Origin of the sequence: Agrobacterium sp. NPDC058088 (assembly GCF_042885035.1) — a bacterium.
Lineage (GTDB): Bacteria > Pseudomonadota > Alphaproteobacteria > Rhizobiales > Rhizobiaceae > Agrobacterium.
In genome coordinates this window covers 1-22961 of sequence record NZ_JBHVSU010000020.1, presented here as the reverse complement: position 1 = coordinate 22961, position 22961 = coordinate 1, and the positions used below count along the sequence as shown (strand labels likewise).

Sequence of the window (22961 nt, the reverse complement as noted above, 5' to 3'; positions counted from 1 at the left end):
ACGAAGATGGCGCGCCTGCGAGGGCGTGCCATTCGAGGTGAGCGTTGCCGAGCTGGCGTGCCGCATGGCCACTGGAAAACAACGACATTCACCGGCGCGCTCCGCCTCACAGGCATGACCGCACCCTTCGTTTACGGTGGAGCGATGAACGGCAATGTCTTCCTGGCCTATGTCGAGCAAGTGCTCTCGCCGACCCTTCAGAACGGCGACGTCGTCGTTATGGACAACCTGCCGGCCCACAAGGCAGCCGGGGTGCGCGACGCCATCGAGCGCGCCGGCGCCAAACTCATGTTCCTGCCACCCTATAGTCCCGACTTTAATCCCATCGAAAACGCATTCTCGAAATTGAAAGCTATGCTAAGGGCTCGGGCGGAGCGGAAAATCGACGCCCTATGGGATGCCGTCGGCACATTGATCCCCCGATTCACATCGCAGGAATGCGCAAACTACTTCAGGGCTGCAGGATATGACCCGGATTGAACAGGATCTGCTCTAGCCTAACGGCTGAAACTGTTCAGACAAATCAATCTAGCTCTACCGGATAGTTGACAATGATTTCTGGAGTGCATCCTCGGCAATTGTTAGTGTCAGGGAGAAGTGCCTGTAGGCAGCTTCGAATGCCCTTTCCAAATTCTGCTCAACTATCCCTTTGACAATCTGGGTATGTTCTAGACGTACCCTCTCTAGGTATTGCGGCGGATAGGGCTCAGCCCCAAGACCCATCGTTGCCCGCGCATGAAGTTGAGCGGTGACGGCTGCAAGTCGTTCATTGGCCGCCATGATGGTGATGAAGTTGTGAAGCTCTACATCAATCCTGCGCGCCTCTGACGCATCCTCGGTGGCACAAAAATTTACGAGAATGCTCGCCAGTCTTTCGGCTTGTTGTGGGGTGCGCCTTTCAGCTGCGGTTCGAGCTTCAAGTCCGGCTATGAGACAGCGAAAATCCATGAAGGCCCGAAGCCGCGGTACCTCTTCTTGCAGGACCCTGAGCGTAGTCCCCGGCGCAACTTGATCCACGTCAATGTCAGTGACAAATGTTCCACCGCTGCGGCCGCGCCTTGAGGTAAGCAATCCCTTTTCGCGGACGATTTCGATTGCACCCCTGACGGTCACGCGACTCACCCCTTGCCGTTCTGCAAGTTCTCGCTCCGATGGTAGTTGCTCCCCTGGCGAATAGGCACCAACGGCTATCGCCGCCACAATGCGGTCGGCAAGTTCTTGACGCGCAGTTGTTATGACCATTCCACCGCCGATTGTGTCTAGCACTGCTTGGATTTCTTCATTATTTCCCGAGTCAGTCATGCAGTACACCAGACCTTGCTATCGATATGATTGTCCGGTTTACAGTCGTCTCACTGCGACTGCAACCGGATGTATATTTAGTCATCGAATGGTCACACTGGCTGGGGCTGGATTGTAACGCCGACGAAGAAACGCTGTGACCTGTCGGCGGATGTTACATATAGCGTGGAAGCTGAACCGCGAGCGTCTCTAGAGACTGCTCGCGGCGTAGGATTAAACTCCGGTCTGTGCCGTCGCTTCAAGGCGGCCAGCGAAGCGCAGGACGAGCGCAATGACGAAGCCGACGGCCATCCAGATCGATCCGACGATCTGCGCATGCACGTCGGCATGCCACAGCGCGTAGGCGAGAATGATCGTGCCGGCGATGGGTGATATCCAGTGCAGAAACAGTTTGGGGCTACGATCGACGATCCCGAAGCGGAAAAGCACGGCGAGGTTCAAAAGAATATAGGCAGTCAGCGCACCGAACGTCACGAGCGTGGTAAGCAGACCCTGATTTTCCGCACCAAAAATACCTATGATCAAGGACAACGCAGTGATTAGCAGAGTTGCGTTTCGCGGGACGTTTTTCATCGTGCTGACGGAGGCGAACACGCCAGGCAGTTGACGGTCGCGCGCCATGCTGAAAATCAGACGCGAAGAGGTCGAAAGTGATGCAATCGAATTAGCAAAGATTGCAATCAGCGCCGATGTCAGAGTAACGAGAATACGAAGCCAATCTCCTCCGACTTGGCCCGCGATATTATAGAAGGCATTATTGGTTGCATCGCCTTCCGCAAATATCGTTCCCTGCGGAACGTATAGCGACGCGAGATAGACTTGAAGAATAAAAAGAACCGTTACGGCCACAAGCACGATCATCGTCGCCCGCGAAACCGTTTCGCCGCCGCCCTTTGCTTCCTCGTTCAGAGTTGAGATCGCGTCGAAGCCGACGAAGCTTAGGGCCGCAATCGGGATGGCACCGAACACGATGGTCCAAGAGAAGGTTGCACTGTTGAAAAGGGGTGTAATGGAAAGTGCTACATGCCCGTTGGCCAGATCAATCCCGACGGCAACCACGAAAACAGCGATCACGGCGAGCTGTATCCAAAGAAACAGCATATTCACTTTCGCGGTGAGATTGATACCCCCAAGGTTGATCCCGGCTGCCAAGAGCACAAAGACAGAGACCCATATCCACGTTGGTATGGCCGGCCAGAGCCCCGCCATTGCACTTGCCGCAAAAACAGAGAGCAGAGCGGGCAAAAGCAAATAGTCAAGCAGGATCGCCCAGCCTGCGAGGTAGCCGAAGTAGTTGTTCATACCGAAGCGGACGTAGGAGTAAACTGATCCAGCAACGGGATAGCGCTTGGCCATCTCCTTATAGCAGAGCGCACTGAAAACCATGGCAACGGCCGCCACCAAATATACTAACACGGTCATGCCCAATGAGAAGTTGGAAATCAAGCCGAAAACGGCAATTGGCGCCATAGGGACCATATAAATAAGTCCGTAGACTACGACATCTGTCAGCGACATCGTACGCTTGAGTTCCTGATGATAGCCCAGCGATTCCAGTGTGTTCGCTGAAGCGGATGCTTCTTGTGTTTGCTGCATTCTCGTAGTTCCCCTGTTTTGATTAATCGTGTTGCATGTCATGCTTGGCTAAAAACTTGCTCACCACGGCGAAATATTCGTCGCGGGTTTCAAGGTGTGGTGTGTGGCTGGCGCCAATGAAAACGTGGGTCTCGACGTTTTGTAGGAGAGAGGCAAAAGGTTCCCATGCGGTTGGAGTGGCTTCGTCGAACTCGCCAGCCAGCACCAGTGACGGTACGGATATCTGATGCAAGCGGTCAACAACTGACCAATCTTTAAGGGTCCCAACGGCTGAGAATTCACTGGGTCCAACCATTGTGTGGTAGACGGTCGGGTCAGCCGCCAAATGCTCGAAGCTGTCCCGCAAAACTTCAGGCCTGGGTTGAATGCGGCAAAGGTGCCGATCATAGAATGCCTCCACCGCAGCCTGATATTCGGTAGAAGCAGTTGTGCCGGCTGCCTCGTGGTGATGGACGCGCGATTGGATATCGGCGGGCAACTTGGAGAGAAGGATAGCGGTTCCCTGTGACCACAGCGGCATCGAAGCTGGAGAATTTGACAACGTCATGCTTAAGACGCCTTCGGGATAACGTAGAACGTATTCGGGGCTGAGCATTCCGCCCCAGGATTGGCCGAGGATGTGAAAACCTTGTCTCAGATCGAAGTAGTCAACGAGATTTTTCAGCTCTTCGACGAATAGATTGACTGTCCAGAACTCTGGAGGTGCATCACCAAGGTGAGTGCTACGACCACCTCCGATTTGATCATAATGGATGACCGCACGGCCATCTGTACACAGGTCGATCATAGGGAGACAGTAGTCGTGCGAGAGGCCAGGGCCTCCGTGTAAGATAATAATCGGCGGCAGTATCGTTCGATCGAGCGAAGCGGTGGTGACCCGTGCCCACGTGAAGTAATCTCCAAACGGTATGATGTGTTGCTGAACGATATGCTGGGTATTGTTGACTAGCAAAGTTCCCTCCTTCACCGGCTGTTACAATTTTGCCTTTTTAAAGGTATTATGAAAATACCTTAAATGTAAAAGGTTCTATGTAAATACCTTTTAGAGGTAAATTTATCTGGTGCGGAAAACCGCAAAAAAATCTCGTTAAATCAGTTGGTTAAATCGCTAACTCTGCGCATGACAGCGTTTGACATATGAAATTTTACGAGTTTTCCGCTCCAAATATCTCTCGGAAACGTTTTGTGCGCCTGCAAACATTGTCCTGGAGCGTCATTGATCAGAACCCTTGCGCCCATTGCCGTCGGCCAATTGACGGGATCTTCCGTGGCCGCTCTGCAGTGCTCGCCAAGTGTAGCAGCAGTGGTCGACGATATCCTCGTAGGACTTGAATATGCGGTTGGATAGCCAGTTGTCCCGCATGAACTGCCAGATGTTTTCAACGGAGTTCAACTCGGGCGGTTTCGGCGGCAAAGGCAGGATGGTGATGTTTTTGGGGACGGCCAGGTTGTTGGACATTTGCCTTCCCGCTTGGTCCACTATGAGAATGGCGTGCCCATCCTCAGTGACGCTTCTAGCGATTTCAATCAGATGCTGGTTCATGGCATGGGTATCGCACCACTCTGCAGCCTTTCTAGCTGACGACCGGGAGGCGCAGGAAATCACTGTGTCGAACGTTCGTTAAGCGTATCGTAGGTGAGATCGAAACGTATGTTGCACTTAGAATTTCACTAATTATGTTTCCGAAAACTTAACTTTGGCGGCCCGTAGAGTATCTGAAAGCACTATGTTGCGTTTCGTAAGAAAGTTTGTGTTGTGTCGGAATTGCCAGCACGTTTTTTTGTCACCTTTTGCTGTGGCTCTCAATCATCGCGCAGAACAGTTCAGAAATAGCCAGTTTTCGTTTTGCCGTGTCCCCAATTCAACACCAAGGCTGTGGTCTCATCGACATAAAGTCGTGAACTCCCTCGCTTCGGGACAACGATTATGTGGTCGACCACCGGCCCGACCGCAGAATCCACTCGGCCAATCCAATCGGTCGGGGCCTTGCGATCGATCAGCACTTCGTGTCGCGCCATAACTGCTGCCTAACGGTTTAACGGCATATGTTCGGAATGCTTTGACACTGTGATCTGCGCAAACAGCGCTTCGTTTGACCCCTTCGTATGCTATTGGTCTCGATCGCATACTCGACCCGCGTGAGGTTTCGGGGCAGCGCGCGTGCTCTGCGCTCCTTGCGAGGAACAGCATTTTCGGGATCGACTGTGCTGGCCGCGATCTATCCGTATTAACCGAGCACGCGCTATCACCCGGGAATTCGTGTCTTGGCCTGATGCCATTGGTCGACGACGTTTTGCAACCCTCTTGACTTCCAAAACGTTTTGGCTCAATGATCCAAAACGTTTTGGGAGGAACTATGTCAAACCTTAAGCAACTGGCGCAGTCTCTGGGCCTGTCGATCACGACCGTGTCGCGGGCGCTGGATGGGTATTCCGACGTTTCAGCTACTACGCGTCAGCGGGTGCGTGAGGCCGCAGACAATGTCGGTTATCAGCCGAACGCTTCCGCACGGCGTTTGCGCCGCAAGCGCGCGGAGCTTGTTGCTGTGACGCTCCCCAGTGCGCCGGGGCAAATCGGCCCGCCGCATTTCGTTGATATGCTTTCCGATTGCGCCGAGCATCTTGCTGCAGCGGGTCTGAATCTCGTGATTGCGCCGGTTCCGCGTGGGCAGAGCGAACTGGATATGTGCCGCCGCTTCGTCGATGGGCAGCGTGTCGAAGCAATGGTCCTAGTGCGAACCAAGCGTTACGATGAGCGGGTGTCCTTCCTGCAGTCGCGCGGTATTCCGTTTGTTACACATGGGCGCACGGAATCGGGCATTCAGCATCCCTTTATTGACGGCGATGGCCTTTCGGCATTTCGCGATGCGACATCGCGTTTTGCCGACGAGGGCCATGTTCACATCGGACACGTAGCCGGACCTCAGGATTATATGTTCGCCCATCTGCGCCGAGCTGGCTGGGAAGCGGGACTGGCCGAGCGGGGTCTTTCTGCCGATCTGCTTTCCGTGGGGGATCCCACCGAACTTGGGGGATACGAGGCGGCGCGAGCATTGTTGTCTGGCGCGGTCAGGCCTACAGCGCTTCTGTGCGCCACCGATGAAATGGCGATCGGGGCCTTGCGCGCCTTGCGTGAAGTCGAAGGTGGAGATCGCGTCAGCATTATTGGCCATGACGACCTGCCGATGGGCGCATACAGCGCGCCACCGCTTTCGACAATGCGCATGTCCGGCGCCGATTTCGGCGAGAGGCTCGCTGCACTTTTGCTGCGCGCCATTGCTGGCGAACCTGCCGAGGACCTGCAGGAAATCTATCCCGTGGCGTTCGTGCCGAGGGCGAGCCATCACCGCTCGGGAGAGCGGTGATGTCACCGCACGTCTGATAGTGCGGACGGAAATGCCATTCCTGTGAGTAAATTCATAAATGGAGGAGACAGCATGAAACGTTCAATCTTGTTGGGGCTTGTCGCGGCCTCAAGCCTTTTGGCAAATAACGTGGCGAGCGCCGATACCATTTTCCTGTCGACACAATTGCGGCCGATCGAAGAGGCGACGGTGGTGCGCGATAGCATACTGGCCGGCGTGTCAGCCCCGATTCAATATGTCGTTGAGGAACCGCCGCAGTTTGCCGTGCGCCTGGAAGCGGAACGGCAGGCAGGCACGCATACGATCAGCCTCGTCGGCGCGCTGCATGGCGAGCTTTCGCCGATCGCCGCCAAGGACGGCTTCGTGCCGCTCGACGATCTCGCCGCAAAGCTGGCCACCGGCGGCATGCCAAAGGCGATCCTGGATCTCGGCAAGCTCGGCAAGGACAAGCAGCAGTATATTCCCTGGATGCAGGCGACCTACGTGATGGCCGCCAACAAGCAGGCGCTTCCCTATCTGCCCGAAGGGGCCGACATCAACGCGCTCAACTATGATCAACTGATCGAATGGGGCAAGAAGATGCAGGCCGAGACCGGTCAGGCCCGGATCGGCTTCCCGGCTGGCCCCAAGGGCCTCATGCCGCGCTTCTTCCAGGGCTATTTCTATCCGTCCTTTACCGGCGGCGTGGTGCGGCCCTTCAAGTCGGCTGATGCGGCGGCAGGCTGGGAGAGCTTCAAGGCGCTCTGGTCCGTCGTCAATCCCAACTCGACCAACTACAACTTCATGCAGGAGCCGCTGCTGGCCGACGAGGTCTGGGTGGCCTGGGATCACATCGCCCGTCTGAGGGAGGCGGTCTCGCTGCAGCCGGACCAGTATGTGATCTTCCCGGCGCCGGCCGGTCCCAAGGGACGGGGCTACATGCCGGTCATCGCCGGCCTTGCGATCCCCAAAGGCGCTCCGGATGAGGCCGGTGCGACGGCCGTCATCGAGCATCTGGTGAAGCCGGAAACGCAGATCCTGACCGCGCAGAAGGTCGGTTTCTTCCCGGTCGTGGACGCCAAGCTTCCCGCCGACATCGATCCGGGCATCGCGCTTCTGGCCGCCGGTGTGGACGCCACGCAGACGGCAAAGGATGCGCTGATCTCGCTTCTGCCCGTCGGGCTCGGGGATCGCGGCGGCGAGTTCAACAAGGTCTATATGGACACGTTCCAGCGGATCGTTCTGCGGGAGGAGCCGGTCGCGACCGTTCTTGGCGAACAGGGAGCCGCACTGGCCAAGCTGATGACCGACACGGGTGCTGCCTGCTGGGCGCCGGATGCCGCAAGCCAGGGACCATGCCCCGTCGAGTGAGGCGGGCATCATCCAAAGCTCCGGGTCTCGACGGCCCGGAGTTCCCCAAAATCATCGGGAACCTGCCCATGCAGAACAATCGCTCCTGGATACCCTATCTCCTGATCGCGCCTTCGGTCGTGTTCCTGGCGCTGCTTTTCCTGGTGCCGCTGGTCCAGACGCTTTGGCTCGCCATATCGGAAGGCGGCGTGCCGTCGCTCGCCAATTTCAAGACGATGACGGGGGATCTCAACTTCTCCGCCGCGGTGCGCAACACGTTCCTGCTGACGCTTGCCGTCGTGCCGATACAGGTGATGATGGCGCTCGCCATGGGCACGATGGTCGCCAAGATCGGCGCCGGGCGCGAAACCATCCTGTGGATCTGGACGATTCCGCTCGGCATCTCCGATCTTGCCGCCGGCCTCGTCTGGCTGTCGATCCTGCAGAACAGCGGCTATCTCAACAGCCTGCTCTTCAGCCTCGGCATCATTAAGCAGCAAGCGAGCTGGCTGTCTTACCAGACGCCGATCGCGCTGTTCATCGCCATCGCCATCGCTGAAATCTGGCGCGGCACGGCAATCGTCATGATCATCATCGTCGCCGGTCTGAACCAGGTGCCCAAAGAATTCCGCGAAGCTGCCGAAATCTTTGGCGCCGGCCGCTGGACACGGTTCTACCGGATCACGCTGCCGCTGATCAAACCGGCCTTGCAGTCGGCGCTGATCCTGCGCACGGTGCTCGCCTTCGAGGTGTTCGCGGTTGTCTATGCGCTTGGCGGCACGAACCTGCCGGTGCTCGTGGGCGAAGCCTACACTTGGCAGAACCAGAACCAGAACTATGGCGTGGCTGCAGCCTATGCGGTGCTGATCATGGTGATCTCGCTCGCTGCGACACTGGTCTATCTCAAAGTCGTCAAAGTCGATCCGGAGCGTCTGCCATGAGCACAGTGACAAGCACAACCCGGCCTGCAAGCTTCGCCTCGGCGCGAAGAGTCCTCTTCTGGAGCGGTATCGCGGCGCTCTGCGCCTGGGTGCTGATCCCGATCTATCTGGTCGCGCTCGGTGCCTTCGGCGGGCGCACCGGCGTCTACCAATGGCCGAAATCCATCCTGCCGACCAACGTGTCGATCGAGCCTTTCCTCCTGTTCCTCAACACGGAAGGCGTCGGTTCCGCCTTCATGAATTCGCTTGGCGCGGCACTCATCACCGTTGTCCTGTCGATCCTGCTCGGCGCGCCGGCCGGCTATGCCCTGGCGCGCTACACTTTCGCCGGCAAGGACAGCTACCGTCTGCTGGTGCTGCTGACCCGCGCCTTTCCGCTCGCAATCCTCGCGCTTCCGTTGACGGTTTCCTTCATCCGGGTCGGGCTTTACGATACCGTGCTTGGCGTCGGTCTGGTGCATACCGTTCTGGCGCTGCCGTTTGCGGCATTGGTGACGCAGGGCATCTTTCTTGGCGTTCCACGCGAATTGGAAGAGGCCGCCTGGGTGTTCGGCTGCTCGCGGATCGAGGCTTTCCTGCGCATCGTCGCCCCGCTGGCGTTGCCCGGTATCGTCGCCACCGCCGTCTTCGCCTTCGTCATCTCGTGGAACGAGGTGTTCGCCGCATCGGTGCTGACCGTCAGCAACCGTACGCTGACGGCCTATCTGTTGACGGTGCTGTCCGAAAGCCCGCTGCACTACCGCTTCGCCGGCGGCCTCATGCTCATCCTTCCGTCCGTCGTCTTCATCTTCGCGGTCAGGCGCTACCTGTTCGCGATCTGGGGCGTTTCCAGCAAATAACGGAGTTTCCACAATGGCCAATATCGTTATCGATCGCATCAAGAAGACTTTTGGGGCCTATGACGCGCTGAAGGAAATTTCGTTGACCATCGGCGACGGCGAATTCGTCTCGCTGCTGGGGCCTTCGGGCTGCGGCAAGACCACGCTCCTGCGCATCATCGCCGGGCTCGAGACCGAGACGTCGGGGCAAATCCTGATCGGTGGCAAGCCGGTCAATGGTCTGGCGCCGAAAGACCGTGGTCTCGCTATGGTCTTCCAGAACTATGCCGTGTTCCCGCACATGACAGTCTTCGAGAACGTCGCCTTCGGGCTGCGCATGCAGAAGGCGGACGACCAGCGTGTGAAGAAACAGGTGGAGAAGGCGGCAGCCCTCCTGCATATCGAGCCCTATCTCGATCGCTACCCGAACAAGCTGTCGGGCGGACAGCGCCAGCGTGTCGCCGTTGCCCGCGCGCTTGCCGTCGAGCCGCAGGTTCTGCTGATGGACGAACCGCTGTCGAACCTCGATGCGCTCCTGCGGCTGGAAATGCGTACGGAGCTGAAATCGGTGCTGCAGGCATCCGGCACGACGACGATCTACGTTACCCACGACCAGACGGAGGCGCTTGGTCTGTCCGATAGGATCGCCGTCATGTACGGCGGCCGCATCGAGCAGGTCGGGCCTCCGGTCGAGATCTACAGCCATCCCGCCACCCGCTTCGTCGGCAGCTTCATGGGTAATCCGCCGATGAATTTCATAAAGCTGCCGGTTGAGAATGGTTCGGTCAAGCTTGGCTCCGAAACCCATGCCGTGCCGAAGACCGGCGGTTCCGACATTCTGCTTGGTCTGCGCGGCGAGAACGTTTCACGCACGACCCTTGCCGATGGTCTGCGGTTGGATGTGCGGGTCTCCGAGCCGATGGGTTCGCATCTGCTTTTGACCGGCACGATCGAAGGCCAACCCGTGCGGTTCATTCTGCCGCCGGGCGAAAACGTCAAGGCGGGGGAAAGTATCGGACTGAAGCCCGATGCAGATCGTCTCACTTGGCTTGTACCTGAAACGGGACAGGCACTGCAGCCTGTGGCCGCCTGAATTTCAAACGCTCCATAAGGAAAATCCGATGCCAGACCTTTACCAAAAGGCGCGCGACATTCTCATCGCCAACGACCGCGGCGGCTATACGGTGCCGACGGACCGGCTCTATCCCTTTCAGTGGAACTGGGATTCAGCCTTTGTCGCCATGGGTTTTGCAGCCTATGACATTCCGCGTGCTTATCAGGAGCTGGAACGTCTCGTTGAGGGACAGTGGTCCGATGGCATGATCCCCCACATCATCTTCCACGCTCCGAGCGACACCTATTTTCCAGGCCCTTCGGTCTGGCGCACGGCGCACACCGTCCCGACATCGGGCATCAGCCAGCCCCCGGTTTTCGGCATGGCGGTCAAGCATGTGCACGATGCTGCCATTGCCGCCGGCAAGCCTGATGCTTCGGCGCGGACCCTGCCGCTCTATGAGGCAGCGCTGAAGTGGCACCGCTGGTGGTATGCCGCGCGCGACCCAGAAGGAACCGGGCTGGTGGCGTTGCTGCATCCCTGGGAAAGCGGCAGCGACAATTCGCCGGCATGGGATCTTGCGATGGCAAGGGTGCCGACGACGACCGACACCGTGATCGTGCGCAAGGATCTCGGCCATGTGGATGCCGCGATGCGGCCGCGCGACGAGGATTACAAGCGCTTCATCCATCTGGTCGATACCTATGCCGCCTTTGGATGGGATCCGGCACGCCAATGGAGGGGCGCCCCCTTCAAGATCGCCGAAGTACAGACAACCGCCATTCTCGTCAAATCCGGCGAGGAAATCGAAAAGCTCGCCCGCCTGCTTGGCCGTCACGAGGAGGCCGATGAAATTGCCGCGATGAATGCGCTGTCGCGGAAAGCGCTTCTCGCACAATGGCGGCCTGCACTGCGCCGCTTCGTCTCGCGCGACCTGATCTCCGGTGAGGATATTCACGCTCCGACACAGGCCGGCTTCATTCCGTTGCTGGCGCTCGATCTGGAGCCGGCGATCCGCGATGCAGCCTGTGAGGAAATGAAGCTTTGGTCCAACGGCATGATTGTCGCCTTTCCCTCGACACCGAAGGATTATGCCGGTTTCGAGGCCAAGCGCTACTGGCGTGGTCCGTCCTGGGCAATCATCAACTGGCTGCTGATCGACGGTCTCAACCGCAACGATCGTTCGGATATGGCCGAAGACCTGCGCCGCTCCACCGTGCGCGCCATCGAGACGAACGGCTTTGCCGAATATTTCGACCCTTTGACGGGCGAAGGTTGCGGCGGGCTCGATTTCTCCTGGACGGCGGCGGCCTATATAGAACTGTCCGGCAAGGTGGCGTGAGAGGCTGAACCCATGGACCAGTCCCGGCAGTTTCTCGCCACCCTGTTTGCCGCAGCCGTGGATGCGGCCGACCCGGATGTCGCGATCCGCGCCCATCTTCCCGAACGGCCGAAGGGACGCACGATCGTGGTCGGGGCGGGAAAGGGGGCGGCCCATCTCGCCCGTGCCCTCGAACGCGCATGGGACGGCCCTCTGGAAGGGGCCGTTGTCACCCGCTACGGTTTCGGTGTCGCCTGCGAGCGGATCGAGGTGCTGGAGGCGGCGCACCCGGTTCCGGACGCCGCCGGTCTTGCCGCATCGGAGCGGATGGTGCGACTGGTCGATGGTCTCACTGCAGATGATCTCGTTATCGCCCTGATTGCCGGCGGTGGATCGGCGTTGCTGCCGGCCCCGCCCAAAGGACTGACCCTCGAGGACGAGATTGCGCTCAACCGGATCCTGCTTGCATCCGGCGCGCCGATCTCTGCTATGAACCGGATCCGCAAACAGGTCTCTCGTATCAAGGGCGGGCGATTAGCCGCAGCCGCGTGGCCGGCGCGCGTGGTCAGCCTGATCGTGTCCGACATTCCCGGCGACAACCCTGCCTACGTTGCCTCGGGGCCGACAGTCCCGGATATGGCCGGGCCGCTCGATGCCCTTCAGGCTATCAGGCGGTACAACATCGACCTGTCGGCCAATATCATTGCCCATATCGAGCGTGCTGCTGCACCGGTGCCGCAACCGTCCGATCCGAAATTTGCCCGTAGCACCCATCACATCATCGCGTCGGCATCGGTCTCGCTGGAAGCAGCGGCGCGGGCCTGCGAAACGGCCGGTATTCGCGCAGTCATCCTGTCCGACAGTATCGAAGGCGAGGCCCGTGAGTCGGCCAAGGTGCATGCCGCCATCGCCCGCGAGGTTGCCGGCCGAAACCGCCCGTTTGAAAAGCCGGTGCTTCTGCTGTCGGGCGGTGAAACGACCGTCACCGTCAGGGGTAAAGGGAAAGGCGGACGCAACACGGAATTCCTGTTGTCGCTGGCGCTGGATATCGACGGAATCGAAGGCGTGTGCGCTCTTGCGGCCGATACCGACGGCATCGATGGCGGCGAGGACAATGCCGGCGCATTTGCCGATGGCGCTACGATCCGCCGGTTGCGCGCGGTCGGGATCGACCCCTCTGTGGTGTTGAGTGGCAATGACGCCTGGAGCGCCTTTCATGCGATCGGCGATCTGTTCGTGCCGGGTCCGACCGGCACCAATGTCAACGACTTCAGGGCTATTCTGGTCAGGTGACAACTTGATGAAAACGATCGATATCGTGGAAGATCCGCATGCTGTCGTGGACATTGAGGCCGCGCTTCTCTGCACGCTGCGCGGGAGGCTCACGCAGGCGGAAACATACCCCTGACATTCGACGCCCGCGACGTTGAAGGGGAACTGTAAATTTAACGGGCCCGCGAGGGAATTGTGGGATCGTTCAGCATGACCCAAACCGTTCGTGATCGCCTTTATCGCCGCGACCGGTTCCCAGCTGATGTGATTGCACAAGCCGTCTGGCTTTGTCTTCGTTTCCCGCTCAGCTCGCGTATGGTAGAAAACGGTGGAGTCGCCTTAACTGCCTGTTCTAAATGACTTGATATCGGGTTTTCATGACCGAAGCCCCTCTCGCCCACTTCAGACGCCACCGATTTTCCGCTGAAATGATTGCCCATGCCGTATGGCTCTATTATCAGTTCCCGCTCAGCTTCCGTGACATCGAAGAGTCTGCTCGCTGAGCGCGGCATCAACGTCTCATTCCAGACCGTCTAGGAATGGGCGGTAAAATTCGGCTTGAAATTTGCTCATCTGCGGCCCCGTTCACGGGGCCACTTCTCCGACAAGTGGCAGCTCGACGAGATAGTGGTGACGATCAAGGGAAAGAAATGTTGGTTGTGGCGCGCCGTCGATGCGAACGGTTACGTGCTCGACGCCCTGCTGCAAAACCGACGGAACAAGGCGGCCGCCTTAAAGCTGATGAGAAAGAGGCCAGAACAAGAGCAGTCCGAAATCGTACGCTAAGGGCGAACGGAATGAGAACTTATGCGACCCGACGTAGCCCGGCTGGCAGACGGAGCGATCGAAATCCGTTCGGCATCTGATGTTCGGCATCCCAGGTGTAGATGCCGGTAAGGTTGATGTGTTCCCAACCGAGCGGCGAGATGTGCTTCAACAGAGTATCAGGATTATCTCGACCCGCTCGTTTCAGCTGTGTGATTGCACGGTCGAGATAGACGGTATTCCAATGGACGATCGCACTGACGACGAGGTTGAGACCAGAGGCGCGGAACGCCTGGCTTTCGAACGACCGGTCGCGGATCTCGCCTCGCTCGTGGAAAAAGACAGCGCGTTTCAGCTTATGGGCGGCCTCGCCCTTGTTGAGACCGGCTTGGCATCTCCGCCGTAGTGCCGGGCTTGAGTACCATTCGATCATGAAGAGCGACCTTTCGATACGCCCGAGTTCGCGGAGCGCCCTCGCGAGATGGCTTTGCTTCGGAGATGCGGACAGTTTCTTGAGGATTGTAGACGACACCACGGACCGCCTCGTGATTGACGCGGCGAGATGGAGTAGATCGTCCCAATGATCGAGGATAAGAGTGGTGTTGATCTGCGCCCCGATATGGTTCGACAGGGTCGGATATGCGTCGCTCTTCTCGAACGTGTGGAACTTCCGGTCTTTGAGATTGCGCAGTCGCGGTGAGAACCGCTTTCCGATCAATGCGAACAGCCCGAAGATATGATCACTGGCCCCGCCTGTGTCGGTAAAGTGTTCATGGATGTCGAGGACCGTGTCCTGATCGAAGAGCCCATCGAGCACATAGGCCGCCTCGCTCTCGGTCGGACTGATGGGCAAAATGCTGAAATAGCCGTACTGATCAGACAGATGGCTATAGAATTTCGATCCGGGTTCATTGCCGTAATGCAAGTTGATTTCGCCGCGCTTGGCAGCTCGGTCGCTCGCACGGAAGAATTGGCCATCGGACGATGACGTTGTGCCATTGCCCCACAGGCGGGAATGCGGATGCTGGGTGTGAGCATCGGTGATGCACGCTTGCGCCGCGCGGTAGGTCTCCGATCGAGCATGGAATGTACGCATCCACCCAATCTGGTGAGCGCTGATCCCCTTGGATGCGCCAGCCATTCGCTTTGGGCCAAGGTTCGTCGCATCGGCCAGTCCACCAGCGAGCATGGCAGAGACGTTTTTCGGGATGTCGCCGGTGCGAACATGCGTGAAGTGATCCGCAAAGCCGGTCCATTCATGCACTTCCCTTAACAAGTCGGGAACCTCGACCAACGGATACATGTCGCTGATCTCGGCATTCAGTTCCTCTGCTGCCACGGGGACTTCGCCGGCGGTTGGTGTGACGATCAACGTTCCGACCTCAAGACGAACTCCTTCGAGCTTTCCGGATCGTGCTCAGTGCGCGAGACGCTGCAGGTTGAACTCGAGCATCTGACACGCTTCGGCAAGCCACTGCGCGCCGTCGCCTTGGACCCCAAACCGAGACGATCTTCTTCCTTCATCGTGATGAATGTCGACCGCGGCATCAGATGCTCGTCAATCGGCCGGAAAGATCGGCTGCCGTCGACCCAAATGTCCGCAGATCTAAGCCGGTCTCGCAAAGCCGCTAGCGTGGCGATCTCGTAGAGACGGCGATCAGGTTTCCCTTGTTCGAAGATAAGCCGCGATCAGTTTGGCTGAGGTGGGTGAGCGGCACGCGATCCGGGAGTGTCCGCCGCTTCTCGGTATAAAGCCGTTTCAGCAGCGCAATTGCCGCCAGAAGCGGGTCGTGGCGATGCGCCGAGCGAAACGTGAAGGCCTGAAGGAATGCACCAATGTATTCGTGGACGGTCGCGTATTGTTCGGCTGCCACGGTCAACGGCGGTGCCTCGTTGTCGTCGACCATCGACTCAAGCTCAGGCTTCATCCGAAGCAGCCGGTCCCAGCCGACTCTTTGGTCGAGAACATCCAATGCGTTCCGACCATAGTCGTTGGCGGATTGCAGGGCGGTGATCGTATCCAGAAACATGCGCAGCGCTTTGGCGGTATTTGCTCTGCAGTCCATCTGTCGCTGCTTCTTTCGATTAGTGGCTTGCGAGAACAACTTGCCCATCAGCTTGATGAACATCGTCACCGCATCGTCCGTGAGCTTCTGGGAAAGCTTGATGACTTGAGCCACGATCAGAGCGTGGCGACGGTTGGCGTTGAAGTCGTTGGCAAGCCAGGCCGGCGTTGCGTTGCCCTCCCGGATCATCTGGTCCCACCGTCCGGATGATACGCGCGCCTGCAGTTCCGGATCGATCTCCAGACGCCGCAGAAAAGCTATCCGCTCGGTCAGCCCGACGAGGTTCGACGCAGCCGGCGCTTCTGGCGCCGAACGCAGCCAATGAAAGCGCGTCTGGCCGATCGATGGGTCAACCTCTAACAGCCTATCCAGTGATTGAAGCCTATCGAGGGGGATGTCTTCAATCAGGGTTCTTTCTGCCCGCCGCCGGGCTATGGCACGGCCGGCAAGGCCGATGCGTTCGATCGTGTCGATCGCCGGCAGAAGAGCTCCGCGTTCGCGAAACGCGGCGACAGCCGAACTGGCTATCGCAGCACCGTCGTCGGATATGGTCGCCGCTTGAATTGCCGCCAATAGCGCGGCGCGGCGATCTTGCAGCGTCGCGCTTCTCGTATTCAGATACACCATTAGCCGCGCCATATGATCCCGACGGGTTTTTTCACGGCGTGCATAGAGGGCAAATTCGTCTGGAGCGGCGCCGATCTGATCAGCAACATACTTCAGCATGGCGCGAGGCGGAGTTTCTTCTGCTCCAAGCACTCGACCCGGGTATCGCATTAGACATAGCTGGATGGCAAAGCCGAGCCGATTGTGATTACGTCTCCGCAGTTCGATCTCCAGGCGATCCGCCAATGACAACGAATAGTGTCGGATTAAGCTGTCCTCGTCGACTGGGATATCGACAAGCCTCCGGCGATCTTGATCTTTGAGAAGCTTGCGCTTTGCCATCGCCCGACTCCATTCACGACCAATCTACGTCGAGCGTTGTCGAGTCGGGCCGGACAGAGAAATCAAAATTGGCGCATGTCGATGGCAATCCACAGAGATCGGATGTTGCACATCCGATCTACGGTATCGTTCCGGTTTCGTTCGACCTTAGCGTACGATTTCGGACTGCTCTTGTTCCGACCCCAATCGGGGCCAGCGGGTCTAACGCGTCGCACCGGTTGCCTCTGATGTGCCGGAACGCTCCGTCCAGCGGATCAGCCCCGTCGCTGAACCGATCGCCATTGCCTGGGTCAGCCATTGGCGCCGGCCGGTCCGGCTCTTGCCACGACCCGAGCTGATCGAGGCAATCGCGCTGACGCCGGACCGGCCGCCGGTCTCCATCGTCTGGCGCGGCAAACGTCGCAAAGTGAAGCGTGCCGACGGCCCGGAACGCATTTTTGGGGAGTGGTGGCAACGCGACGCGGAGATGGAAGCTGTCCGCGATTACTTTGTTATTGAGGACGAATCCGGCGAGCGCCTGTGGGTATTCCGCTCCGGCGACGGGGTCGATCCCGAAACCGGTTCCCATCGCTGGTTCTGCCACGGGATCTTCGCATGAGCTACGCCGAGCTGCAGGTCACGACGCACTTCTCCTTTCTGCGTGGCGCATCTTCGGCGCAGGAACTGTTCGAGACCGCCAAGATCCTGGGGATCGAAGCGCTCGGCGTCGTCGATCGGAATTCGCTGGCAGGCATCGTCCGGGCGCTGGAAGCATCCCGCGCCACCGGTCTGCGCCTGGTCGTCGGCTGTCGTCTCGATCTGGCGGACGGCATGTCGCTTCTTGTCTATCCAATGGATCGATCCGCCTATTCGCGTCTGACGCGCCTCATCACGCTTGGCAAATCGCGTGGCGGCAAGAACAACTGTATCCTGCATTGGGACGATATCGTCGCCTATTCGGAAGGTATGATCGGCATTCTGGTGCCTGATCTGCCGGATGCCACCTGTGCCGCGCAGCTTCGAAAAATGGCTCAAGCGTTTGGTGATCGCGCTTACGTCTCTCTCTGTCTGCGTCGGCGACCGAACGACCAGCTGCGTCTGCATGAGATATCCAAAATGGCGAGCCGGTTCAAAGTCAAAACCGTCGTCACCAATGACGTGCTGTTCCATGAGCCCGGCCGCCGGCAATTGCAGGACATCGTCACCTGCATTAGGCACAACACCACGATCGACGATGTCGGTTTCGAGCGGGAGAGGCATGCGGATCGTTATCTGAAGCCACCGGAGGAGATGGAGCGGCTATTTCCGCAATATCGCGAGGCCTTGGCGCGAACCCTGGAAATCGTGCGTCGCTGCAAATTCTCGCTTGAAGAGCTGACCTACCAATACCCAGAGGAAGCCATCGTGCCGGGCAAGGATGCCCAAGCGTCGCTCGAGCATTATGTCTGGGAATGTGCGCCCGATCGTTATCCGGAAGGCCTGCCACCGGATGTTTTAAAGACCGTTCGGCACGAGCTCGATCTCATCCGCACCATGAAATACGCTCCTTACTTCCTGACCGTGTTTTCGATTGTGCGCTTTGCCCGAAGTCAGGGCATTCTCTGTCAGGGCAGAGGATCGGCGGCCAACAGCGCCGTCTGCTATATCCTCGGCATCACGTCGATCGACCCCTCAACCAATGATCTCCTCTTCGAGCGTTTCGTCAGCCAGGAACGCGACGAGCCGCCCGACATCGACGTCGACTTCGAGCATGAACGGCGCGAGGATGTCATCCAGTGGATCTACAAGACCTATACCAAGGACAAGGCGGCCCTCTGCGCAACCGTTACCCGCTACCGGGCCAAGGGCGCAATCCGCGATGTCGGTAAGGCGCTTGGCTTGCCGGAGGATGTCATCAAGGCGCTATCGTCGGGCATGTGGTCCTGGTCGGAAGAAGTTCCCGACCGAAACATCAGGGAACTCAATCTCAACCCCGATGACCGGCGCTTAGCGCTCACCCTCAAACTCGCGCGGCAGCTTATGGGCGCGCCGCGTCATCTCGGTCAGCACCCCGGCGGCTTTGTCCTCACCCATGACCGGCTCGACGATCTCGTGCCGATCGAGCCAGCGACGATGAAAGACCGGCAGATCATCGAATGGGACAAGGACGACGTCGAGGCACTGAAATTCATGAAGGTGGATGTCTTGGCGCTCGGGATGCTCACCCGCATGGCCAAGACCTTCGATCTTATTCGAGAGCACAAGGGGGAAGATCTTGATCTCTCGAAGATCGAGCAGGAAGATGCCGCCACATATGCGATGATCCGCAAGGCCGATACGCTCGGTACATTCCAGATTGAAAGCCGGGCGCAGATGGCGATGTTGCCGCGCCTGAAACCCCGCACCTTCTACGATCTGGTCGTGCAGGTGGCAATCGTGCGGCCGGGCCCAATCCAGGGCGACATGGTGCATCCCTACCTTCGTCGGCGCGAAGGCAAGGAGCCTGTCGAGTATCCCACCCCTGAGCTGGAGGCCGTGCTTGGCAAGACGCTGGGCGTGCCGCTGTTTCAGGAGAGCGCCATGCGTGTTGCCATGGTCTGTGCCGGCTTTACCGGTGGTGAGGCCGACCAGCTGCGCAAATCCATGGCGACCTTCAAGTTCACCGGCGGCGTCTCACGCTTCAAGGACAAGCTCGTTTCCGGCATGGTCAAGAACGGATATTCGGCCGAGTTCGCCGAAAAGACCTTTTCGCAGCTTGAAGGCTTCGGCTCCTACGGTTTCCCCGAAAGCCACGCGGCCTCATTTGCGCTGATCGCCTATGCTTCGAACTATATCAAGTGCCATTATCCAGATGTCTTTTGCGCAGCCCTTCTCAACAGCCAGCCAATGGGCTTTTATGCTCCGGCCCAGATCGTCGGGGACGCGATCAAGCATGGCGTCGAGGTGCGGCCGGTCTGCGTCAACCGCTCGCGATGGGACTGCACGCTGGAAAGGACTGTGTCTACCGATCGACATGCTGTTCGGCTTGGGTTTCGGCAGGTGAAGGGGTTGGCTGTAGTGGACGCCGCGCGTATAGTGGCGGCGCGCATGAACAGCCCGTTCGCCTCGGTAGATGACATGTGGCGGCGTTCCAGTATCCCAACCGAAGCGCTTGTCCAGCTGGCGGAGGCCGATGCCTTCCTGCCATCCCTCAAACTCGAACGACGCGATGCCCTTTGGGCGATCAAGGCGTTGCGCGACGAACCCTTGCCCCTGTTTGCTGCTGCGGCTGAACGCGAGGCAACGACGATCGTCGAGCAGCAGGAGCCTGAAGTCGCACTTCGGCAAATGACCGACGGCCACAACGTCATCGAGGACTACGGTCACATCGGGCTGACTTTGCGCCAGCATCCAGTCGCCTTTCTGCGCAAGGACCTGTCGGCACGCAATATCATCACCTGTGCCGAGGCAATGAATGCCCGGGATGGCCGATGGGTTTACACCGCTGGACTCGTGCTGGTGCGGCAGAAGCCGGGATCAGCCAAGGGTGTGATGTTCATCACCATCGAGGACGAGACGGGGCCGGCCAATGTCGTCGTCTGGCCTACCGTGTTCGAGAAGCGCAGGCGCATAGTGCTGGGATCGTCGATGATGGCGATCAACGGTCGCATCCAGCGGGAAGGGGAGGTCGTCCATCTCGTCGCACAGCAGCTGTTCGACTTGTCGGGGGATCTGGTTGGTCTGGCCGATCGGGATACCGAGTTCAAGCTCCCAACCGGGCGAGGCAATGAATTTGCCCATGGAGGCGGCGGGCCGGATTCACGCGACAGGCCGAAGCCGATTGTCCCAAGGGATATGTTCGTCCCCGATCTTCATATCGATACACTGAAGGTGAAGAGCCGCAATTTTCAATGAGTTGCGGTTGGTAAAACTACTGGTCTGGCGTTCGAATTGGCTCAAGTCGGAGACGACCGGCAGGACCCGTACAGATGCGGGGCTTGGTTTGCATCTGCATGGGGCGATGTGGAGCATGCTTTGCAGCATTCGCTTGGAGGCTATTGGCGCAATGCGTACCTCGCAGAAATCCGAGATCTTTCGTTGAAAGTGATAAGATGAAATATCGTGTTTTGCCATGCTCTTATTCCGTTCTCTCGGCACCAGTGCCGAGCGCGGGCGGGTAGAAGCGGACATTTAAAGAAGCTTGTATTGCGGTATGCTTCCAGGTTCGGTGCACAGATTGCCTAACGTCCTATCAGTAGAGGAAACAAAATTGATCTGTAAGAAGATCTTTTAGCCTCACATGATCCCTATTGGCGGCATTTAGTTTGACATGAGCAGATGCTGTGAGATACATAAACATATCATAATGGGACAGATGAATCGTTAAGGTATCATATGAAGTCGGATTCGGAGGCTCTTCAGGACATAGGGCGGCTGCTCAAGACATCGCGTAAGACTTTGGGCCTCACCCAGGAGCAGGTTGCGGATATGGCGGGTATATCGCGTCCGCGGTACCGCGAGATTGAGGCTGGAGCCAGCGCTGCCCGTACGACCACTCTGATCAACATTGGTCGTGCGCTTGGTCTGGAACTGATGCTCATCCCGCAGGCCATCGTCCCGGCGGTTGAAGCTTTATTGCAGCCAGGTGGCGCCGAAGACGACCTTCCTGCTTTCGTCGCCAGTCCTGATGGTGATGGCAATGTCTGACGCGCCTCTTGATCCAAGGTCTATAACCTCACTGGACGTCCTGCTGAACGACCTCAAGGTCGGCATGATCGTGAGGACGCCGGGAGACTTCAACGCGTTCAGCTTTGAGGAGAGCTATCGACAGACGGGTGGTTTCCCAGTGCTCAGTTTGTCATTTCGCGCGGCACATGGGGGGTTGCGGAAGGACCCGAAGCCTGTCGCAAGGGCTTTGCCATCGTTCTTTGCGAACCTTCTTCCAGAGGATAAACTGCGCGAGGCGATGGAGAGGCACCACTCAGGTAGCGTGCGAGCAGGAAATGATTTCGATTTGCTTGCAGCACTCGGATCGGATCTGCCGGGGGCTGTCCGAATTGTGCCGAGCGAAGGCAGCGTTGTTCGTAATGAGGGTTTGACAGCCTCCAGACCCAAGGCCCGGTTTTCGCTCGCCGGTGTGCAGATGAAACTCTCCGTCATCAAAAACACAGGCAAGGGCGGCGGTCTGACGATCCCCTTAGGCGACGAGCAGGGTTCATATATCGCCAAGTTTCCATCGACATCATTTCCCGCTGTCTCGGAAAACGAATTTGCAAATCTCGCATTGGCCGAAGCGATTGGTATGGACGTGCCGGAACGCGAGCTCGTGGAACAATCGCAGTTCGAGGGTATCCCGGAGGAGTTTGAAACGTTGTCCGACGGCAAAGTCCTCCTCGTCAAACGTTTCGATCGGGGTGCCGGCGGTGAGCGCGTCCATATCGAAGATTTCGCTCAGGTATTCGGCGTCTATCCGTCTCGAAAATATGAGGGGGCCGCATATCATGATATCGCTGTGGCTATTGGGGTCGCCGTTTCTTCAGCGGCAGCCCTCGAGTTCGTCCGACGACTGGCTTTGGCTGTGCTGACAGGCAACGGCGACATGCACCTCAAGAATTGGTCGCTGATTTATCGTGGGAAGGGTGACAAGCCGGCACTCGCCCCAGTCTATGATGTGCTATCGACAGTCCCATACATTCCGTCGGACGCTATGGCACTGTCGCTGGCCGGTCAAAGGCCGTTCAAGGCAATGAACGCTCAGCGATGGAAAGTCTTCGCTCATCGTGCGCGACTGCCGGAAGCTGCTGTGCTGAAGGCTGTTACGGAGACGGTGGAGCGCGTCAACCGGTTTTGGTGGTCTCTGCCTGAACGAGCTGTTCTACCCGATAGAGTGTTGGAACGGGTTGATGCCCATATCAAGCTGATGTCGCCGATCCTCGGCACGTGCGCTGATTAGCAATTGGTGTTTTTCCGTAACACGTTAGCAGTTTCGTGGCCCACCAGTCTCGATCGGGTTGCTGGTTCGAATCCCTTCACATCAAGATTTGTCTATCGCTTCCCTGCGACGGGTAAGCTCGACCGATGGCCCTTATCCCGCGACGGCAGATAAATTCATATTGAACTGACCAACAGCGTACTAATGTAAGCGGCAAGGGGACCCCATCTGGCGCGGCTGATGCTGAGTAGGGTATGTCGGGCATACGAGTTCTCTGAATGTGAGGAACTATGTCTAGACCTGCGGCTAGCCTTG

General features: G+C 58.3%; 14 protein-coding genes and 5 pseudogenes. 13 read left to right on the top strand and 6 right to left on the bottom strand.

What is annotated here, in order from left to right:
* Positions 1-480, top strand: a 480-nt coding sequence (locus ACFVTJ_RS25190) for an IS630 family transposase (RefSeq protein WP_386911240.1), incomplete at its 5' end; no start/stop codon positions are given.
* 54 nt (positions 481-534) lie between these two features.
* Here ACFVTJ_RS25190 and ACFVTJ_RS25185 read toward each other — a convergent pair.
* The 5 genes and pseudogenes from ACFVTJ_RS25185 to ACFVTJ_RS25165 form a co-directional block, all read right to left on the bottom strand.
* Positions 535-1302 (bottom strand): FadR/GntR family transcriptional regulator, encoded by a 768-nt coding sequence (locus ACFVTJ_RS25185; RefSeq protein ID WP_386911239.1) that lies wholly within the window; start codon positions 1300-1302, stop codon positions 535-537.
* Positions 1303-1515: 213 nt separating this feature from the next.
* The gene (locus ACFVTJ_RS25180; RefSeq protein ID WP_386911238.1) at positions 1516-2898 is read right to left on the bottom strand and encodes an APC family permease; all 1383 of its coding nucleotides are present in this window, start codon (positions 2896-2898) and stop codon (positions 1516-1518) included.
* 22 nt (positions 2899-2920) lie between these two features.
* Positions 2921-3850, bottom strand: coding sequence for a proline iminopeptidase-family hydrolase (locus tag ACFVTJ_RS25175; protein WP_386911237.1), 930 nt, complete (start codon positions 3848-3850; stop codon positions 2921-2923).
* Between the two features lie 268 nt (positions 3851-4118).
* Positions 4119-4459: pseudogene (locus ACFVTJ_RS25170) on the bottom strand (transposase); the annotation flags it as partial.
* A 266-nt stretch (positions 4460-4725) separates the two neighbouring features.
* Positions 4726-5117 (bottom strand): annotated as a pseudogene (locus ACFVTJ_RS25165) (transposase); the annotation flags it as partial.
* A gap of 138 nt (positions 5118-5255) precedes the next feature.
* Between ACFVTJ_RS25165 and ACFVTJ_RS25160 the strand changes: the two are divergent.
* From ACFVTJ_RS25160 to ACFVTJ_RS25125, 8 genes and pseudogenes are all read left to right on the top strand, one after another.
* Positions 5256-6263, top strand: coding sequence for a LacI family DNA-binding transcriptional regulator (locus tag ACFVTJ_RS25160; protein WP_386911236.1), 1008 nt, complete (start codon positions 5256-5258; stop codon positions 6261-6263).
* A gap of 72 nt (positions 6264-6335) precedes the next feature.
* Positions 6336-7613, top strand: a complete 1278-nt coding sequence (locus ACFVTJ_RS25155) for an extracellular solute-binding protein (RefSeq protein ID WP_386911235.1) — start codon at positions 6336-6338, stop codon at positions 7611-7613.
* Between the two features lie 68 nt (positions 7614-7681).
* Positions 7682-8533 carry a carbohydrate ABC transporter permease gene (locus ACFVTJ_RS25150; protein ID WP_386911234.1) on the top strand — a complete coding sequence of 284 codons (852 nt, stop codon included), beginning with the start codon at positions 7682-7684 and terminating at the stop codon, positions 8531-8533.
* Positions 8530-9372, top strand: a complete 843-nt coding sequence (locus ACFVTJ_RS25145; protein WP_386911233.1) for a carbohydrate ABC transporter permease — start codon at positions 8530-8532, stop codon at positions 9370-9372. Before ACFVTJ_RS25150 ends, ACFVTJ_RS25145 begins: the two co-directional genes overlap by 4 nt.
* A 13-nt stretch (positions 9373-9385) precedes the next feature.
* Positions 9386-10444 carry an ABC transporter ATP-binding protein gene (locus ACFVTJ_RS25140; protein ID WP_386911232.1) on the top strand — a complete coding sequence of 353 codons (1059 nt, stop codon included), beginning with the start codon at positions 9386-9388 and terminating at the stop codon, positions 10442-10444.
* A gap of 28 nt (positions 10445-10472) precedes the next feature.
* Complete coding sequence (locus ACFVTJ_RS25135; RefSeq protein ID WP_386911231.1) at positions 10473-11747, top strand: neutral trehalase; 1275 nt, start codon at positions 10473-10475, stop codon at positions 11745-11747.
* 12 nt (positions 11748-11759) lie between these two features.
* Complete coding sequence (locus ACFVTJ_RS25130) at positions 11760-13019, top strand: glycerate kinase (RefSeq protein WP_386911230.1); 1260 nt, start codon at positions 11760-11762, stop codon at positions 13017-13019.
* 356 nt (positions 13020-13375) lie between these two features.
* A pseudogene (locus ACFVTJ_RS25125) lies at positions 13376-13751 on the top strand (IS6 family transposase); the annotation flags it as partial.
* A gap of 52 nt (positions 13752-13803) precedes the next feature.
* On the opposite strand, the pseudogene ACFVTJ_RS25120 reads toward ACFVTJ_RS25125, so the two are convergent.
* Positions 13804-16777, bottom strand: a pseudogene (locus tag ACFVTJ_RS25120) (Tn3 family transposase).
* 184 nt (positions 16778-16961) lie between these two features.
* Here ACFVTJ_RS25120 and ACFVTJ_RS25115 point away from each other — a divergent pair.
* The 4 genes and pseudogenes from ACFVTJ_RS25115 to ACFVTJ_RS25100 all read left to right on the top strand — a co-directional run.
* Positions 16962-17375: pseudogene (locus tag ACFVTJ_RS25115) on the top strand (DNA polymerase Y family protein); the annotation flags it as partial.
* The gene (locus tag ACFVTJ_RS25110; RefSeq protein ID WP_386911229.1) at positions 17372-20629 is read left to right on the top strand and encodes an error-prone DNA polymerase; all 3258 of its coding nucleotides are present in this window, start codon (positions 17372-17374) and stop codon (positions 20627-20629) included. The pseudogene ACFVTJ_RS25115 and the gene ACFVTJ_RS25110, both read left to right, overlap by 4 nt.
* A gap of 480 nt (positions 20630-21109) precedes the next feature.
* Positions 21110-21421: a helix-turn-helix domain-containing protein gene (locus ACFVTJ_RS25105; protein ID WP_080802444.1), complete on the top strand. Its 312-nt coding sequence runs from the start codon at positions 21110-21112 to the stop codon at positions 21419-21421.
* Positions 21414-22667, top strand: a complete 1254-nt coding sequence (locus ACFVTJ_RS25100; RefSeq protein WP_386911228.1) for a type II toxin-antitoxin system HipA family toxin — start codon at positions 21414-21416, stop codon at positions 22665-22667. Before ACFVTJ_RS25105 ends, ACFVTJ_RS25100 begins: the two co-directional genes overlap by 8 nt.
* Positions 22668-22961 lie beyond the last annotated feature (294 nt).

What these genes read in the sequence shown, in the direction of transcription:
- ACFVTJ_RS25110 (WP_386911229.1), top strand. Translation starts at nt 17,372, where the DNA reads ATGAGCTACGCCGAGCTGCAGGTCACGACGCACTTCTCCTTTCTGCGT.
- ACFVTJ_RS25135 (WP_386911231.1), top strand. Translation starts at nt 10,473, where the DNA reads ATGCCAGACCTTTACCAAAAGGCGCGCGACATTCTCATCGCCAACGAC.
- ACFVTJ_RS25150 (WP_386911234.1), top strand. Translation starts at nt 7,682, where the DNA reads ATGCAGAACAATCGCTCCTGGATACCCTATCTCCTGATCGCGCCTTCG.
- ACFVTJ_RS25100 (WP_386911228.1), top strand. Translation starts at nt 21,414, where the DNA reads ATGTCTGACGCGCCTCTTGATCCAAGGTCTATAACCTCACTGGACGTC.
- ACFVTJ_RS25180 (WP_386911238.1), bottom strand. Translation starts at nt 2,898, where the DNA reads ATGCAGCAAACACAAGAAGCATCCGCTTCAGCGAACACACTGGAATCG.
- ACFVTJ_RS25185 (WP_386911239.1), bottom strand. Translation starts at nt 1,302, where the DNA reads ATGACTGACTCGGGAAATAATGAAGAAATCCAAGCAGTGCTAGACACA.
- ACFVTJ_RS25105 (WP_080802444.1), top strand. Translation starts at nt 21,110, where the DNA reads ATGAAGTCGGATTCGGAGGCTCTTCAGGACATAGGGCGGCTGCTCAAG.
- ACFVTJ_RS25130 (WP_386911230.1), top strand. Translation starts at nt 11,760, where the DNA reads ATGGACCAGTCCCGGCAGTTTCTCGCCACCCTGTTTGCCGCAGCCGTG.
- ACFVTJ_RS25140 (WP_386911232.1), top strand. Translation starts at nt 9,386, where the DNA reads ATGGCCAATATCGTTATCGATCGCATCAAGAAGACTTTTGGGGCCTAT.
- ACFVTJ_RS25145 (WP_386911233.1), top strand. Translation starts at nt 8,530, where the DNA reads ATGAGCACAGTGACAAGCACAACCCGGCCTGCAAGCTTCGCCTCGGCG.
- ACFVTJ_RS25160 (WP_386911236.1), top strand. Translation starts at nt 5,256, where the DNA reads ATGTCAAACCTTAAGCAACTGGCGCAGTCTCTGGGCCTGTCGATCACG.
- ACFVTJ_RS25155 (WP_386911235.1), top strand. Translation starts at nt 6,336, where the DNA reads ATGAAACGTTCAATCTTGTTGGGGCTTGTCGCGGCCTCAAGCCTTTTG.